The sequence below is a fragment of the Streptomyces sp. NPDC053750 genome (assembly GCF_044544295.1).
GTDB lineage: Bacteria > Actinomycetota > Actinomycetes > Streptomycetales > Streptomycetaceae > Streptomyces.
This window is the reverse complement of the sequence record NZ_JBITXB010000006.1, coordinates 231,732-246,752: the sequence shown is the minus strand read 5'-3', so window position 1 is coordinate 246,752 and position 15,021 is coordinate 231,732. Positions and strand designations below refer to the sequence as shown.

Genomic DNA, 15,021 nt, shown 5'->3' with positions numbered 1-15,021 from the left:
GCGCGACGTGGGACGCCACAGCCGCCGCGGACCCGCACCCAAGGCCGACGACGCGAACACCGCAGCAGCGCGGGAGGCCCGGCCCGGGTGGCCGGGCCGCCGCCGGGTGCCCGGCTCTCCGGAGGGCGAGCGGGCGCCGGCACCACCTCCGGGTGCGAGGCCCGGTGCGGGACCGTACGGGGCGCCGGGTGGGGTCCCGGGGGGAGGCCCCGGGCGAGGTCAGGGGTACGCGGGCGCGGGCCCGGGTCCGGGACCGTGGCTGCCGGACGGGACGCCCGCGCATGGTTTTCCGTCGGCTTCGGGTGAGGGGCCGGCTCGTGGTGTCCCGCGGATGCCGGACGGTACGCCCGCGCGCGGTGTCCCCGGGTTCCTCGGCGGCACCCCGGCGCACGGTGTGCCGCAGGTCCGTGGTGGTCATCCCGAGCAACGTGAGGCGGGCGGTGGCTGGGGCGAGTTGAGCGGTCGGACCGGCGCGGGGTACGGCACTGCGGCGGGGTTGCCGACCGGTGCTCCCACGCATCCGGGTCGGTCCACGCGGCCCGGTTCCCCCTTCCCGCGGCAGCGGCAGGCGCCCCCGGGAGGGCCGCGGCAGGAGTACCTGGACGCGTTCGGCGAGGACGACGACGTCTTCACGGCCCGTCCCCCGCGCCGTACGCCCGTCACCCCGCAGCCCGCCGACCCGTACGCCTCCGTCACCGACTGGAGCGCCGACGACGGGGGCCCCGGGGCCACGGGCCGTGGCGTCGCGTCCGACGCGGACGACGCGCCGCCCACCGGTGATCCCGTCGGCGGTCCCGCCGCGGCCAAGGGCGGCAAGGGGCGGACCTTCACCGGCATCGCCGCGGCCGCCGTCACCACCGTGCTGGCGGTCGTCGTGGCCGGCCAGGTCGCCGACGGGCCGCAGGGTGAGGAGGTGCGGTCGCAGTCCGCCACCGACCAGGCCGCCAGGGACGCCCGCGACTCCGCGTCGCGCGCGGACGAGCGGCCGACGCCGTCCGCGCCCGCGGCGCCGCTGACGTACGAACAGAAGATGGGCAAGACGTACCCGCTCAGTGCCTCGATGAAGGGGTCGGGGAAGTTCGACGCGATCCCCGGCACCGACAAGGGGACGGGGACGGGGCAGGAGTACACCTACCGCGTGGACGTGGAGCAGGGACTCGGTCTCGACGGGGAGCTCTTCGCCGAGGCCGTGGAGAAGACGCTCAACGACGACCGGAGCTGGGCCCACAACCGCGCGCGCACCTTCGAGCGCGTCTACTCGGGGGAGGCCGACTTCGTGATCACGCTGGCCAGCCCCGGCACCACCGCCGAGTGGTGCGCCAAGTCCGGCCTGGACACCACCGTGGACAACGTGTCCTGCGACTCCGCCGCCACCGAGCGCGTGATGATCAACGCCTACCGATGGGCGCAGGGGGCGGAGCCGTTCGGCAACGACATCTACGCGTACCGGCAGATGCTGATCAACCACGAGGTCGGCCACCGCATCGGCTTCAACCACGTCACCTGCGACAAGGACGGCGAACTCGCCCCGGTCATGCAGCAGCAGACCAAGTTCGTGGACCACGACGGGATCGACTGCCGCCCCAACGCCTGGGCGTACCCCCACAGCGGCGACTGACCGGCGATGCCTGGCCGGAACGTGACAGCTGGTGACTGCTTGATCTCCTAGCGCGATCGAACGCGTCCCGTGCGGGAAAGTTACGACCGTTCACCCCTTTTGGTGGCGCGATGGACAACCGTCCATCGCGCCACCGTGTTGTCCGCATACCTTCGTCCCGCTGCGAGCCGCCGGGCCAACGGCGGCTCCCCAAACGGGAGATCGGGGGTGCGCGCGTGCGCATCGGACTGCTTACGGAGGGTGGCTATCCGTATGTGAGCGGTGAGGCCGGGCTCTGGTGCGACCGGCTCGTGCGCGGGCTCGGGCAGCACGAGTTCGACGTCTACGCCCTCAGCCGCAGCGAGTGCCAGGATGCCGAGGGGTGGGTTCCGCTGCCGCCGCAGGTCAGCCGGGTGCGCACGGCTCCGCTGTGGGACGCCGGGGACGACGGGGTCGTCCACGGGCGGCGCGCGCGCCGGCGCTTCGCCGAGTACTACGGCGAACTGGTCGCGGCCCTGTCCACGGCCGCACCCGGAGACTCGTTCGGGGCATCGGCGGAGACGTCCGCACTTGAGGCGGACCGTTTCGCCAGCGCGCTGTACGGCCTCGCCGAACTCGCCCGCGACGAGGGCGGACTGCCCGGCGCACTCCGCTCGGACACCGCCGTCCGCGCACTCGAACGCGCCTGTCGCGCGCCCGGCGCCCACCGCTCCGCGCGAGAGGCGCGCGTCCCCGATCTGCTCACCGTGGCCGCGCGCCTCGAACGCGCCCTGCGCCCCTTGTCGCTCGACTGGTACGAGGACGACGGTCTGGGCGCGGTCGACCTGTGCCACGCGGCCTCCGGTGGCACGGCGGCCCTTCCGGGCCTGCTCGCCCGGCACTTCTTCGACGTTCCCCTGCTGGTGACCGAGTACGGGGTGCGGCTGCGGACGCACTACCTCACGGAACCCGACTCCCCGCCCGCGATACGGTCCCTGCTGGCCGCCTTCCACGGCAGGCTGGCCGCCGAGACCTACCGGCGCGCAGCCGTGATCACGCCCGGCAACACGCACGCCCGCCGCTGGCAGGAGCGGTGCGGGGCCGACCGCGCCAAGCTCCGGACGGTGTACCCGGGGATGGACGCGGCTCCCTTCGCGGAGGCGGGAGAGGCGGGAGAGGCCGGGCAGCTGGGTGCCGCGGGGGAGTCACCGCAGGGTGCCGGCCCGCGCACGCTCGTCTGGGTCGGCCGTGTCGAGCCCGCCAAGGACCTGGTCTCGCTGCTGCACGCCTTCGCCGAGATCCGCAAGGCGGAACCGGGGGCGCGTCTCAGGATCGTCGGCACGCCCGGCGGTCCCGAGGGCGCGGCCTACCACGTCCACTGCAAGGGCCTGGCCGCGCAGCTCTTCCCGGACGAGGCCGACGGCCCGCACGCCGTCGGCCGTAACCCCGTGTCCTTCGAGGAGACCGGCGGACCCGAACTGCCGTCCCGTGCAGACGCGTACGCCTCCGGTGCGCTGGTCGTCCTCTCCAGCGTCGTCGAGGGGTTCCCGGCCGGCCTCGTCGAGGCCATGCTCTGCGGTCGCGCGACGGTGTCCACGGACGTCGGCGCCGTGGTGGAGGTCATCGGCGGCACCGGGCTCGTGGTGCCTCCGCGCAATCCGCGGGCGCTCGCCGAGGCGTGCGTCGCCCTGTTGCGCGACCCCGAGCGCCGTGAGCGCCTGGGTGCCGCCGCGCGTGCCCGCGCACTCGAGCTGTTCACCGTCGAGCAGAACGTCGCGGCATTTCACGGCATTTACCTGGACATCCTCTCGCGGACGCCGGTCCATCGCGTCGTCCTCGACGACACCGGCGAGCCACTGCCCTTCGCCGTCCCCGCCGAGGCCCGGGTGTCCGGCCGCTGGACCGACCCGCCGGCCCGTGTCGTGGCCCGGGGCGGGCCCGGCTGGGCGACGGACGCCCCCGCCCGGGCGCCGATCTCGCTCCCCGCGACCGAGGGGGCCCGATGAGCGGGCTCGGTGAACTGGACCGCCCCGAGACCCCGGGCAGCCCCGGCGCCTGGGACGAAAGCGCACACCGCTCCCTGACCGACGCGAGCGATGGCGCACAGACGCCGGCCGAGGGCGGGTTTTCGGGCGAGGGCAGGTCGCCGGGTGGGGGACGGTCCCCGGTCGGGGGGCGCTCTTCGGGCGGGGGCGGGCGGCCGAGCGAGGGCGTCGGTGCCGCAGTGGCCGACGGGGGCAAGCAGTCGCCCACCGCTGCCCGCGGCGCCACCGCGGACCCGGTGAAGGCCCTGATGCACCGTCACCGCACGCTGTGCGAACGAGCCGTGGACCCGCTGGAGATCGCGGCGGGCCTGGAGGCGCACGGCGTCACCGACCGGACCGCGGCCCGCTTCCGTCACCGGGACGTCTTCTCCCTCGCGGAGGAGATGTACGCCCGCGTACCGCGCGACGCCGACACCCCTCCCCGCGCCACGGATCCGTCGGCACCCCGGGCACGCGCCGTCTGGATCCTCCTCGCCCTGCTGCCGGGTGTGCTGTGCGCCGCCGCCGTGGCCGGCCTTCGCCTCACCGACGGCCGGCCGCGTCTGATCGTGGCCGCCGCCGGCACCCTCGCGGTGACCCTCGCGCTGCGCGCCGCACTGCGCCGAGGGCCGCTGTACGCCACCACGCGCACCACCGGCACCCGGACCTGCTGGCTCCTCGGCTACGCCCTCCTCGGCGACGGTCTGCTCGGCGCCGCCCTCGCCGGTGGCCCCGACGGCCTGCCCGACGGCACCGCCGACGGCCCGTGGCCCCTCACCGTCGTCCCGGTCCTGGCCCTCGCCCTGGCCTGCGCGCCGGCGGCCTGGAGCGCCCACTTCTTCGCCGTCCGCGCGCGCCGCAAACTGACGGTCAGCCGCGGTCTGGCCGACTTCTCCGCCTCCGTACGCCCCCTGCTGCTCGGCACGTTCGCCCTCTTCCTGGTCGCCCTGACGGCTCTGCTCGCGCTGACCGGCGCGGTCCTCGGCGAGCCCGCCGCCTACCCACAGACGCTCGCCCTGGGTGCCCTGCTCCTGCTCGCCCGTCTGCTCACCGTGCACGGCCACACCCATGCCCCCACGCTCGTCCTCACCGCCGCGGTCGCCGCCGAGGCGGGCGCCCTGGCCACGCTCTTCGCCGGCCGCCTCCCCGGCTGCGGCTTCCTGGCCGTACCCGTGGAGGAGCTCGTCGTCGCCTGCGGCCCGGCAGGCGTTCCGACGGCAGCCTGCGGCATCGGTGCCCTCACCCTCCTGATCCACGCGACCCGCCGACTGACCAGGGCGTCGGCCCACGCCTCTGCGGAGCAGCAGCCGTGATCGCGCGCCCGGACAGCCCCCCACATGACCGCACCACCCTCCGAAGGAGCCCCCAGATGACCACCTCCCGACCCGACGCCTCGGCACCGGGAGCCGCCCGATGAGAGTCCTGCTGATCGGAGCCAACGGCTACATCGGCCGCTTCGTCGCCGACCGCCTGCTCGCCGACCCGGCCGTCCAGCTCACCGCCCTCGGCCGGGGCGACGACGCCGACGTCCGCTTCGACCTCGCCACCGGCAGCCCCGGCGCCCTCACCCGCTTCCTCGACGCGGTCCACCCCGGCGTCGTCGTCAACTGCGCGGGCGCCACCCGCGGCGGTGCCCGCGAACTCACCCGGCACAACACCGTCGCCGTCGCCACCGTCTGCGAGGCCCTGCGGCGCAGCGGCTGCGGCGCCCGCCTGGTGCAGGTCGGCTGCAGCGCGGAGTACGGTCCCAGCCAGCCCGGCTCCTCCACCGCGGAGGATGCCGTGCCCCGCCCCGGCGGCCCCTACGGCGTCAGCAAACTCGCCGCGACCGAACTGGTCCTCGGCTCCGGCCTGGACGCCGTCGTCCTCCGTGTCTTCTCGCCCGCCGGTCCCGGCACCCCGGCCGGCTCCCCACTGGGCCGCCTCGCCGAGGCCATGCGCCGCGCGATGCAGTCCGGCGACGGCGAACTCAGGCTCGGCGGACTCGGCGCCCAACGCGACTTCATCGACGTCCGCGACGTGGCCCGCGCCGTCCACGCCGCCTCGCTCTCCGCCGCGCAGGGGGTCATCAACATCGGCTCCGGCCGCGCCGTCCGCCTGCGCGACGCCGCCGCCACCCTCGCCCGCGTGGCCGGCTACGGCGGCACCCTGCACGAACTCGACGGGCCGCCCGGCGCGCTGCGGCCGACCATCGGCCACCCCCGCGCCGAGGCCCTCGGCCACCGTGCCGACGGCCTCGGTCACCACCGCACCGATGCCCTCGGACATCACCGCACGGAGGCCCTCGGGCACCGCGCCGAGACCGAGCACGCGGCCCCGGTCGCCCACCCCTACCCGGACGGCTGCGGCAGCTGGCAGCAGGCCGACGTACGCACCGCGCGCGACCGGCTCGGCTGGCGGCCCCGGATCGCCCTCGAGGAATCCCTGGCCGACATCTGGATGGAGGCGGCATGCCGTATCTGACCAGTACCGCGGCGGGCACCGCGAGCACCGAGGTCCGCACCGGCCTCGCTGTGCCGGGCCTGGCCCACCCCCTCGTCGCTCCCGGTGAATGGGCCGGCCTCACCAACCCGGGCACACCGCTGCACTGGGTCGTCCTCAACGTCGCCGACGGCCCCGGTGTCCAGCCCGACCCGCACTGCCTGGAGGCCGCCGGCCACCTGCGCAATGCGGGCGTCCGCGTCCTCGGCCACCTCGACGCCGCCCACGGCGCCCGGACCTTCGGTGAACTGATCTCCGACGCGCACCGGTATCTCGACTGGTACCGGGTCGACGGCTTCCTCCTCGACCGCTGCCCGTCCGGGAAGGCCGCCCTCCCCGAGGTCCGCCGCACGGTCACCACCCTGCGGGTGATCCGTGACGATGCCCACATCGTCCTGAACCACGGCACCCACCCCTACCCCGGTTATGCCGAGAACGCCGACCAGTTGGTCACCTTCTCGGGTACCTGGAGTGACTACCGCTGGTCCCAGGCGGCCGACTGGAGCGCCGACCACCCGCCCGAACGCTTCTGCCACTTCGTCCACGGCGTCCCCCGCGGACATCTGGAGGAGGCGTTGCGCATCGCCCGCTGGCAGGGCGCCGCGACGATCTACTTCACCGACCGCACGGACCGGGGCGTTCGGGGCGGCCGAAGCGGTCGAGTCGACCCCTGGGAGACGATGCCCGGCTACTGGGACGAAATCGTCTCGCGGGTCGGGACAGGTGTCTCGGAATGAAAAAGGCCGTGGCAGTGTTACGAGGAGAACAACCGTAATTACTGACCGACCAACGGAGTCCCCGTGTCGCTGCCACCCCTGGTCGAGCCGGCCCCCGAGCTCACCGTAGACGAGGTCCGCAGGTACTCCCGCCACCTGATCATCCCCGATGTGGGGATGGACGGGCAGAAGCGGCTGAAGAACGCCAAGGTGCTCGCCGTGGGTGCGGGCGGGCTCGGCTCGCCGACCCTGATGTACCTGGCGGCAGCCGGTGTCGGCACGCTCGGCATCGTGGAGTTCGACGAGGTCGACGAGTCGAACCTGCAGCGGCAGGTCATCCACAGCCAGTCCGACATCGGCCGCTCCAAGGCCGAGTCCGCCCGCGACACCATCAAGGGCATCAACCCGTACGTGGACGTGGTCCTTCACCAGGAGCGGCTCGAGGCCGACAACGTGATGGACATCTTCAGCCAGTACGACCTGATCGTCGACGGTACGGACAACTTCGCGACCCGCTACCTGGTCAACGACGCCTGCGTGCTGCTGAACAAGCCCTACGTCTGGGGCTCGATCTACCGCTTCGACGGCCAGGCCTCCGTCTTCTGGTCCGAGCACGGGCCCTGCTACCGCTGCCTCTACCCGGAGCCCCCGCCCCCCGGCATGGTCCCCTCCTGCGCCGAGGGCGGCGTCCTGGGCGTGCTGTGCGCGTCCATCGGCTCCATCCAGACCAACGAGGCCATCAAGCTCCTCGCGGGCATCGGCGAGCCGCTGGTCGGCCGCCTGATGATCTACGACGCCCTGGAGATGCAGTACCGCCAGGTCAAGGTCCGCAAGGACCCCAACTGCGCGGTCTGCGGCGAAAACCCGACCGTCACCGAGCTCATCGACTACGAGGCCTTCTGCGGCGTCGTGTCCGAGGAGGCCCAGGCGGCGGCCGCCGACTCCACGATCACTCCCAAGCAGCTCAAGGAGTGGATCGACGACGGCGAGAACATCGAGATCATCGACGTCCGCGAGCCGAACGAGTTCGAGATCGTCTCCATCCCGGGCGCGCGGCTGGTCCCGAAGAACGAGTTCCTCATGGGCTCCGCCCTCGAGAGCCTCCCGCAGGACAAGAAGATTGTCTTGAACTGCAAGACGGGTGTCCGTAGTGCGGAAGTCCTGGCGGTCCTCAAGTCCGCCGGCTTCTCGGACGCCGTGCACGTCGGCGGCGGCGTGATCGGCTGGGTCAACCAGATCGAGCCGGCGAAGCCCGTCTACTGACCGGACGCCGGTCCCGCTTCCCGGACGGCGGGGGTTTCGCGCACCGCAGGTGCCCGAAGCCCCCGCCGCGGTCATGAGCAGACCTTGCCGTCCTTGGGCACCGTGCCCTTCAGCAGGTAGGCGTCGACCGCCGAGTCGACACAGTCGCTCCCGCTCCCGTAAGCCCCGTGCCCCTCGCCCTCCCAGGTGAGCACCACTCCGACCTCCTTGCCCAGCTCGTCCGCCATCCTGCGGGCGCCCTCGTAGGGAGTGGCCGGGTCGCCGGTGTTGCCGACCACCAGGATCGGGGCCGCGCCGGACGCGCTCACCTCCGGGGTCTCGTGCTGTCCGGCCACCGGCCAGTCGTGACACCAGCCCGCCGTGTCCCAGCCGAGGAAGGTGCCGAACACGGGCGAGATCTTCTCGAACCTCGGGAGCAGCTTCTTCGTCTCCTCGACGGTCGGCCGCTGCTTGCCGTCCAGGCACGATATGACCCGCTGGGAGTGGGTCGTCGTGCCGTAGCGCCCCGAGGGGTCTCGTTCGTTGTAGCCGTCCGCGAGCGCCAGCAGCTCCGAGCCGTCGCCGTCCTCGGCCGCGGCCAGGGCGCTGGTCAGGGCCGGCCAGCCGTCCTTGCTGTACAGCGGCAGGACGATGCCGGTGAGCGCGAGCGTCTGGGTCAGCTTCCGGTCCGACGACGTCGGCAGCGGCCGGGCGTCGAGCCGTTTCAGCAGGCCGGCGATCTTCTGCGATCCCTGCTCCGGGTCCTGCCCGGTGGACTCCAGATAGTCGTCCAGCGCGCGCTGGAAGCCCCTGATCTGGTTCTCGGCATGGCCCATCGTGTCGGCGCTCGGGTCCACCACCGCGTCGAGGATCACGCGCCCCACCCGCTTCGGGAACAGGTGGGCGTAGACCCCGCCGAGTTCGGTGCCGTAGGAGATGCCGAAGTAGTGCATCTTCTCGTCGCCCAGCACATGCCGCATCAGGTCCATGTCGCGGGCGGTGTCCGTGGTCGAGACATGGGCCATCAGCTTGCCGGCGGCTTTCTCGCAGCCCTGTCCGAAGTCGGCGGCGTCCTTCAGATACGCCTGTTCCTCGGCGGCGGTGTCGGGCGTGGAGTCCACCGACTCGGCGTCCTCGATCGCCTCGTCGCTGCGACAGCGGACGCCCTCGCTGGCCGCCACCCCGCGGGGGTCCCAGCTCACCAGGTCGTACCGCTCGTGCAGGGAGGAGACGGTGTCGGCGTAGGACGGCATCATGGAGACGCCCGAGCCCCCGGGGCCGCCGAAGTTGAACAGCAGGGAGCCGATGCGCTGGTCACCGGTGGCCTTCGCCCGGATCAGGGCGAGGTCGATCGTCTCGCCGTCGGGTTTCGCCCAGTCCAGTGGCGCCTTGAGCGTGGCGCACTGCCAGTCGTCGCCCGGCGCGGGGGAGCCGGCGGTGGCCTTGCAGCGGCCCCAGTCCGGAGTCTGGGAGGCCAGCGACTCGGGCACCCCCGACGGTGCCGCCGCCGACGGTCGCGCGCTGCTCTCGCCCTCGTCGGCCTTGTCGTCGCCGGACGAGCCGCTGCTGCAGCCCGCCGTCAGCAGTGCGGCGGCGGCCGTCAGAGCCGTCCACCGTCCGAGCCGCGTCATGTGCTCTCCCCCCTCGCGAGCCGTCCGCGCCGTGCAGCGGATGGCGGTCATGCCATGGTAGGCGGGATCGCACATCGCCCACCGCGCCCTGTGGATAACGCTCTGACCTGCGGGTTCGGGCGAGCTTTGGTGTCGTGGGGCAGGTCAGGAGCAGACGGTCCCGGCGGCGGGCACCTTCCCGTCCAGCAGATAGCCGTCCACCGCGTCCCGCACGCACTTGTTCCCGCTGTCGTAGGCGCCGTGCCCCTGGCCCTTGTAGGTCAGTTCCACACCGACGCCCTTTCCCAGCGCCTTCGCCATCCTTCCCGCGCCCTCGTAGGGCGTCGCCGGGTCGCCGGTGTTGCCGATCACCAGGATCGGCGGTGCCCCGGGCGCGCCGACGTCGGGATGGTCGGCGGCGCCGGCGACCGGCCAGTCGGTGCAGCCGATCATGGACCAGGCGAGGTAGTCGCCGAACAGCGGGGACGCCTTCCGGAACTCGGGCAGCTTGCGTTCCACGTACGCCGGGTCGTACCGCGGTTTGTCGTCGGCGCAGTTGATGGCGACGTTGGCCGCGGTGATGTTGCTGTACTCACCGTTCTCGTTGCGTCCGTTCAACGAGTCCGAGAGCACCATCAGAACCCTGCCGTCACCGTCGTAGGCCTGGACCAGACCTTCGGTGAGGTACTCCCAGAAGTCCTTCGAGTACAGCGCCTGCGCGATGCCACCCGTCGCGGCGGTCTGGGTGAGCTCGCGGGGGAAGACGCCCGGGAGCGGGGTGCGGTCGAGGTCCTTCAGCAGCCGGGCGATGCGGTCCTTGACGTCCCTTGCGCTGTCGCCGACGGGGCAGTCCTCGATCTTCGACACGCAGTCCTCGGCGTAGTTGTCCAGCGCGCGCTGGAAACCCTTGGCCTGACCGAGCGACCCCTGTTCCGAGGTCTGGGTGGGGTCGACGACCGCGTCGAAGACGGCACGGCCCACCTTCTTCGGGAACAGGTGGGCGTAGACCCCGCCGAGTTCGGTGCCGTAGGAGATGCCGAAGTAGTGCAGCTTGTCGTCGCCGAGGACCTGGCGCATCAGGTCCATGTCGCGGGCCGCGTCGGTGGTGGCCACGTGCGGCAGCATCCTCTTCGAGTTCTTCTCGCAGGCCGCGTTGAACCTCTCCGTGTTGTTCAGCAGCTCGGTGCGCTCGGCGGCGTCGTCCGGGGTCGCGTCCTGCTGGAAGTAGGTGTCGAGCTGCTTGTCGTCCAGGCATTCCACGGGGACGCTGCGGCCGACACCGCGCGGGTCGAAGCTGACCAGGTCGTATCGGGTGCGCAGGTTCGCATAGTCCTGGCCGAAGGCGTGCAGGGCGGTGACACCCGAGCCGCCCGGGCCGCCGAAGTTGAAGACCAGCGAGCCGATCCGCCGGTCCGCCCCGCCGCTCGCCCTGGCCCGGATCAGCGCGAGGCCGATCGTGTCGCCCTCGGGATCGTCCCAGTCGAGCGGCGCCCGCATGGTGGCGCACTGCCACTCGGCACCGTCCGGCAGCGGGGACGGGGCGGTGCCGCCGCCTTCGGCCTCGGACGGCGCCGGGCAGGCCTTCCAGCTGAGCTTCTGGTCCGGCAGGTCCTCCGCCTTCGGGGAGTCGTCACCACAGCCCGACAGCAGGGCGGACAGCACGACGGCGGTGGCGGTGAGGGCGGCGGCGCGCAGCCGGGCGGGATACGGCATGCGTCCATCGTGCGGTCGCGCGGGTGCGTGCGCTCGGGACAAGGGCCGTACGAGGTAGGCCGTACGAGGTAAGGGCCGTACGAGGCAGGGGTCGTACGAGTCAGGGCTACGGGGCCCCTACAGCGCCTCTTTCCGCGACAGGTGGTTGAAGGCCAGCCAGCCCGGCAGTACTGGCAGCCACAGTGTGAGCAGCCGGAACAGCAGTACCGCGGGTGCGGCGACCTCCTTGGGCAGGCCCACGGCGATCAGACCGACCGTCAGGGTGGCTTCCACCGCGCCCACACCACCCGGCGTCGGAGCGGCGGACCCCAGGGCGTTGCCCGCGAGGAAGACCACGGCGACGCTGGCCAGGCTGATCGATGTCGACTCGTCCCCGAAGGCGCGGATCGAGGCGTCCAGGCACATCACGAAGCAGGCGGTGAGCAGCAGCATGCCGCCGATGCCGGTGATCAGCTTCTGCGGCCGCTGCAGCACGTCCAGCATGCGCGGCACGACTCCGGCGAAGAGCGACCGCACGCGCGTGACGACGAATTTCCGCAGGAACGGCACCGAGGTCACCACGAGCACGAGCACCGCCACCGTCAGCAGACCCGCGATGACCGTCCGGGACGGCGACAGCGACGGTGTCTTCTCGGTACCGGTCAGATAGCCGAAGGCGAGCAGCATGAGGATGTGACAGCCGAGGCCGAACAGCTGCGACGCGCCGACACTCGCCACCGCGAGCCCCGGCCGGACGCCCGCACGCTGCAGGAAGCGCGTGTTCAGGGCGACGCCGCCGACCGCCGCGGGCGCGACGATCTTCACGAACGACCCGGCGACCTGCGCGGCCACGGTCCGCACGAACGGCACCCGCTCCGGCACGAACCCCAGGAGGGCCATCGCCGCCGCGACGTAGCTCGCCGCCGAGAACAGCACGGCCGCGACGACCCAGCCCCACTCGGCGTTCGAGATCAGCGGACCGAACTCGATGTGGGTGAGCTGGGTCAGCAGGAAGTACGCGCCGATCGCACCGGCGATGAAGCTGATCAGGGTGCGCGGCCGGATGCGCTCCAGCCGGGCCGGCTCGACGGGGGCCTGCGGCCTGATGCGCAGCACGGCATGCCGGATCAGCGTGAGCAGGTCCTCCTCGCGTGCCTCCTCCAGCGCCTCGTCCACGGCCCGTTTCTCGGCCCGCTGCTCGGCGCGCACGGCCTTCTTGTCGGGCTTTCCGGGTTTGCCGGGGCCGGGCTTGTCGTGTGCGTCGCGTACGGGACCGCGGTCGCCGGCTCCCTCCGTCTCCTCCGCGCGGGCCGCCTTGGCCTCTCGGGAGGACTCCAGGACCGCCTCGCGCTCTCGCTGGGCACGCTCCCGGGCCAGCTTGCGCAGGGTCGCGCGCGTGGAGCGGCTGAGCGCGATGGGCTGGAGCATCGGGAGACAGTCCGCGACGGCGTCGGGCCCGAGCACTCCCACCGCCGAGGCGACCGCTCGTTCGGCACCCACCCGCAGGCCGAGCGTCACCAGAAGCTGGGAGATGTCCATGCGCAGCAGCAGGTCCCCGGCGGCGATCTCGCCGATGCGCAGGTCGGTGAGGATCACCGTGCCGGAACGATCCACCAGAATCGCGTCGCCCACCAGTCTGCGGTGTGCGATGCGACGGGACTGCAGGGCCCGCACCTGCTCCCAGGCGCCGCGCAGCAGTTCGTCGGTGATCTCCTCGTCCGGCAACGAGTCGAGGGTGCGCCCGCCGGTGTGCTCGTAGACGAGCATCACGGCGTCGGGACCCAGTTCGGACGTCGCGATCAGCTTGGGGGCGTTGGCGCCCGCCGCGATCGCCGCGTAGGCGAGCAGCGCCTCCTGCTCCAGGGCCTGCCGCAGCGACGGGAGACTGCTGCGGGTGGCGAAGCCGCGCAGCGTCAGATTGCGCCACGCACGGTAGAAGAAGCCCTGGGCCTGCTGCTCCCGGTCCACCACCGTCACGTCCAGTGGACGGCCGTCCTCCAGGGTGACGAAGTAGCGCCGGCCGCGGTCACCGGTCTCGGCGGTGTCCGGCGGTGCCTCCTCGCGGGCGGCGGTCACCGGGTGGAAGCCCACGGTCCGCAGGCCCGCCATCAGTGTCCGCCCGGTGGGACGGACGTTCGGGGAGCCGACCGCGTACAGCGTCCCGTAGGCCACGGTCCAGCCGATGAGGACCGTCAGGATGATGGAGAAAGGCGTCGTGTAGCCGGTGACGAGCATCGAGAAGGCGTCGAGGAGCAGCACGATCCACAGCACCGCGCGCCACCGGGGTCGGCGGGACATGCCGACGGCCGTCATATAGGCGATGACCGGCGCCAGATAGCCGTGCACGGGATCGGTGAGGGCGTGGACGTCGCCCGGCGACGGCTGGGTGAGCGCCTCCTGGATGGAACCGGGGGCCGCCTTGGCGACCCACAGATCGGTGGCGAGGGTCACACCGTGCGCGAGGACCGCCGCCAGGACGCCGTCGGCGATGCGCAGTCCGTCCCGTTTGACCAGCCGCTCGATGGCGAACGCGACGGGCACCAGGAGGATCGCGATGCTGGAGGCCAGACCCGCGATCTTGATCAGCAGATCGGGAGCCTGTCCGGTGCCCTTGGTGATGTCCTGTTCGAGGCCCGAGGTGGTGCCGTGCGCGAAGGCCGCGACGGCGAGCAGCACGCCGACGGCGAGCACGCCCACCAGGAGCCGCATCAGGTCGGACGGACGGTGCACGCGCGCGGGGAGCAGCGGTTCGTCGCCCTCCACCTCGTCGATGTGCGCCACGTCCTCGGGGTCGGCGGCCGTCGCCGACGGGCCTCCTGTCGCGCGCTCGCCGGGCTTCTCGTCACTTCCGGTCGCGGTGTCCGGGCGCGACGAAGAGTCAGAGGTGCCCTCGGCGTCCTCGGGGTGCACACCCTGCTGCTTCATCGCCTCTTCTTGCTCTCGTATCACTGGTCACCGCCCGCACGATGGTGGCATGCCGTGGCGGCCTGCGGAGGCATCAGGGTGCCCGCGCGGGCCGCACAGTCTGCCCGAAGCGCCGCTCCCGGGCGAGGGGCACGCACCGTCGGGAGCGCGTCGCATTGTCGGTGGGGTGGGGCAGGATGGGTCGGATGAGCGAGCAGAGCCTTCCGGACGGCGACCGCCCGGAATACGTGGACGCGCTGCCCGAGTACGCCGAGCGAGTACTCGAGGTGACCGAACTCATTCCACCGGGCCGCGTCATGACGTACGGGGACGTCGCCGAGTACCTGGAGGAGGGGGGACCCCGTCAGGTCGGACGGGTGATGTCCCTCTACGGGGGAGGCGTGCCGTGGTGGCGCGTGGTCCGCGCGGACGGAGTGCTGCTCGCGGGGCACGAACTCGAGGCGCTCGGCCGCTACCGGGAGGAGGGCACGCCCCTGAGGGAGGCGAACAGAGCCGCGGAGGGCCATCTGCCGCGCCTCGACCTGAGACGGGCGCGATGGGACGGCGGCGAACGTGCACAGGGTCACACCTGACAGCTTCCGGCATCGGCCCGGCCGGCGTGTGGCCTGTGATCCGGATGAGCGAAAAGGGATGTTTCGGGTACGTCCGTGACATGACGTACGTTCGTGGGGCGGGGGACTCCCGTGCCGAGAGGGTCCTGGGGGAAGAAGGGGAAGCCCTGCTTCCGCCTCGTCCACCGGCGTAGCGTCGGCCGC

General features: G+C 72.5%; 10 protein-coding genes. 7 read left to right on the top strand and 3 right to left on the bottom strand.

Annotated elements, in window-relative coordinates:
• Positions 1-7 precede the first annotated feature (7 nt).
• From ACIGO6_RS19390 to moeZ, 6 genes are all read left to right on the top strand, one after another.
• Positions 8-1,618, top strand: a complete 1,611-nt coding sequence (locus ACIGO6_RS19390; protein ID WP_399877555.1) for a DUF3152 domain-containing protein — start codon at positions 8-10, stop codon at positions 1,616-1,618.
• A gap of 215 nt (positions 1,619-1,833) precedes the next feature.
• On the top strand, positions 1,834-3,582 hold the full coding sequence (locus tag ACIGO6_RS19385; RefSeq protein ID WP_399877553.1) for a DUF3492 domain-containing protein: 1,749 nt from the start codon (positions 1,834-1,836) through the stop codon (positions 3,580-3,582).
• A complete protein-coding gene (locus ACIGO6_RS19380; protein WP_399877551.1) occupies positions 3,579-4,913 on the top strand; it encodes a hypothetical protein in 1,335 nt (444 codons plus the stop codon). Before ACIGO6_RS19385 ends, ACIGO6_RS19380 begins: the two co-directional genes overlap by 4 nt.
• Before the next feature lie 100 nt (positions 4,914-5,013).
• Positions 5,014-6,063, top strand: a complete 1,050-nt coding sequence (locus tag ACIGO6_RS19375; protein ID WP_399877548.1) for an NAD-dependent epimerase/dehydratase family protein — start codon at positions 5,014-5,016, stop codon at positions 6,061-6,063.
• The gene (locus ACIGO6_RS19370) at positions 6,051-6,818 is read left to right on the top strand and encodes a spherulation-specific family 4 protein (protein ID WP_399877545.1); all 768 of its coding nucleotides are present in this window, start codon (positions 6,051-6,053) and stop codon (positions 6,816-6,818) included. Before ACIGO6_RS19375 ends, ACIGO6_RS19370 begins: the two co-directional genes overlap by 13 nt.
• Before the next feature lie 63 nt (positions 6,819-6,881).
• Complete coding sequence (gene moeZ / locus ACIGO6_RS19365; RefSeq protein WP_399877542.1) at positions 6,882-8,060, top strand: adenylyltransferase/sulfurtransferase MoeZ; 1,179 nt, start codon at positions 6,882-6,884, stop codon at positions 8,058-8,060.
• Between the two features lie 71 nt (positions 8,061-8,131).
• Here moeZ and ACIGO6_RS19360 read toward each other — a convergent pair whose 3' ends face one another.
• From ACIGO6_RS19360 to ACIGO6_RS19350, 3 genes are all read right to left on the bottom strand, one after another.
• Positions 8,132-9,670, bottom strand: coding sequence for an alpha/beta hydrolase (locus tag ACIGO6_RS19360; protein ID WP_399877540.1), 1,539 nt, complete (start codon positions 9,668-9,670; stop codon positions 8,132-8,134).
• A gap of 144 nt (positions 9,671-9,814) precedes the next feature.
• Complete coding sequence (locus tag ACIGO6_RS19355) at positions 9,815-11,362, bottom strand: alpha/beta hydrolase (RefSeq protein WP_399877538.1); 1,548 nt, start codon at positions 11,360-11,362, stop codon at positions 9,815-9,817.
• A 117-nt stretch (positions 11,363-11,479) separates the two neighbouring features.
• Positions 11,480-14,266 (bottom strand): lysylphosphatidylglycerol synthase domain-containing protein, encoded by a 2,787-nt coding sequence (locus ACIGO6_RS19350; RefSeq protein WP_399877535.1) that lies wholly within the window; start codon positions 14,264-14,266, stop codon positions 11,480-11,482.
• Positions 14,267-14,451: 185 nt separating this feature from the next.
• Here ACIGO6_RS19350 and ACIGO6_RS19345 point away from each other — a divergent pair, with 185 nt between their 5' ends.
• Positions 14,452-14,838 (top strand): MGMT family protein, encoded by a 387-nt coding sequence (locus ACIGO6_RS19345; protein ID WP_399877532.1) that lies wholly within the window; start codon positions 14,452-14,454, stop codon positions 14,836-14,838.
• The last annotated feature ends 183 nt before the right edge of the window (positions 14,839-15,021 follow it).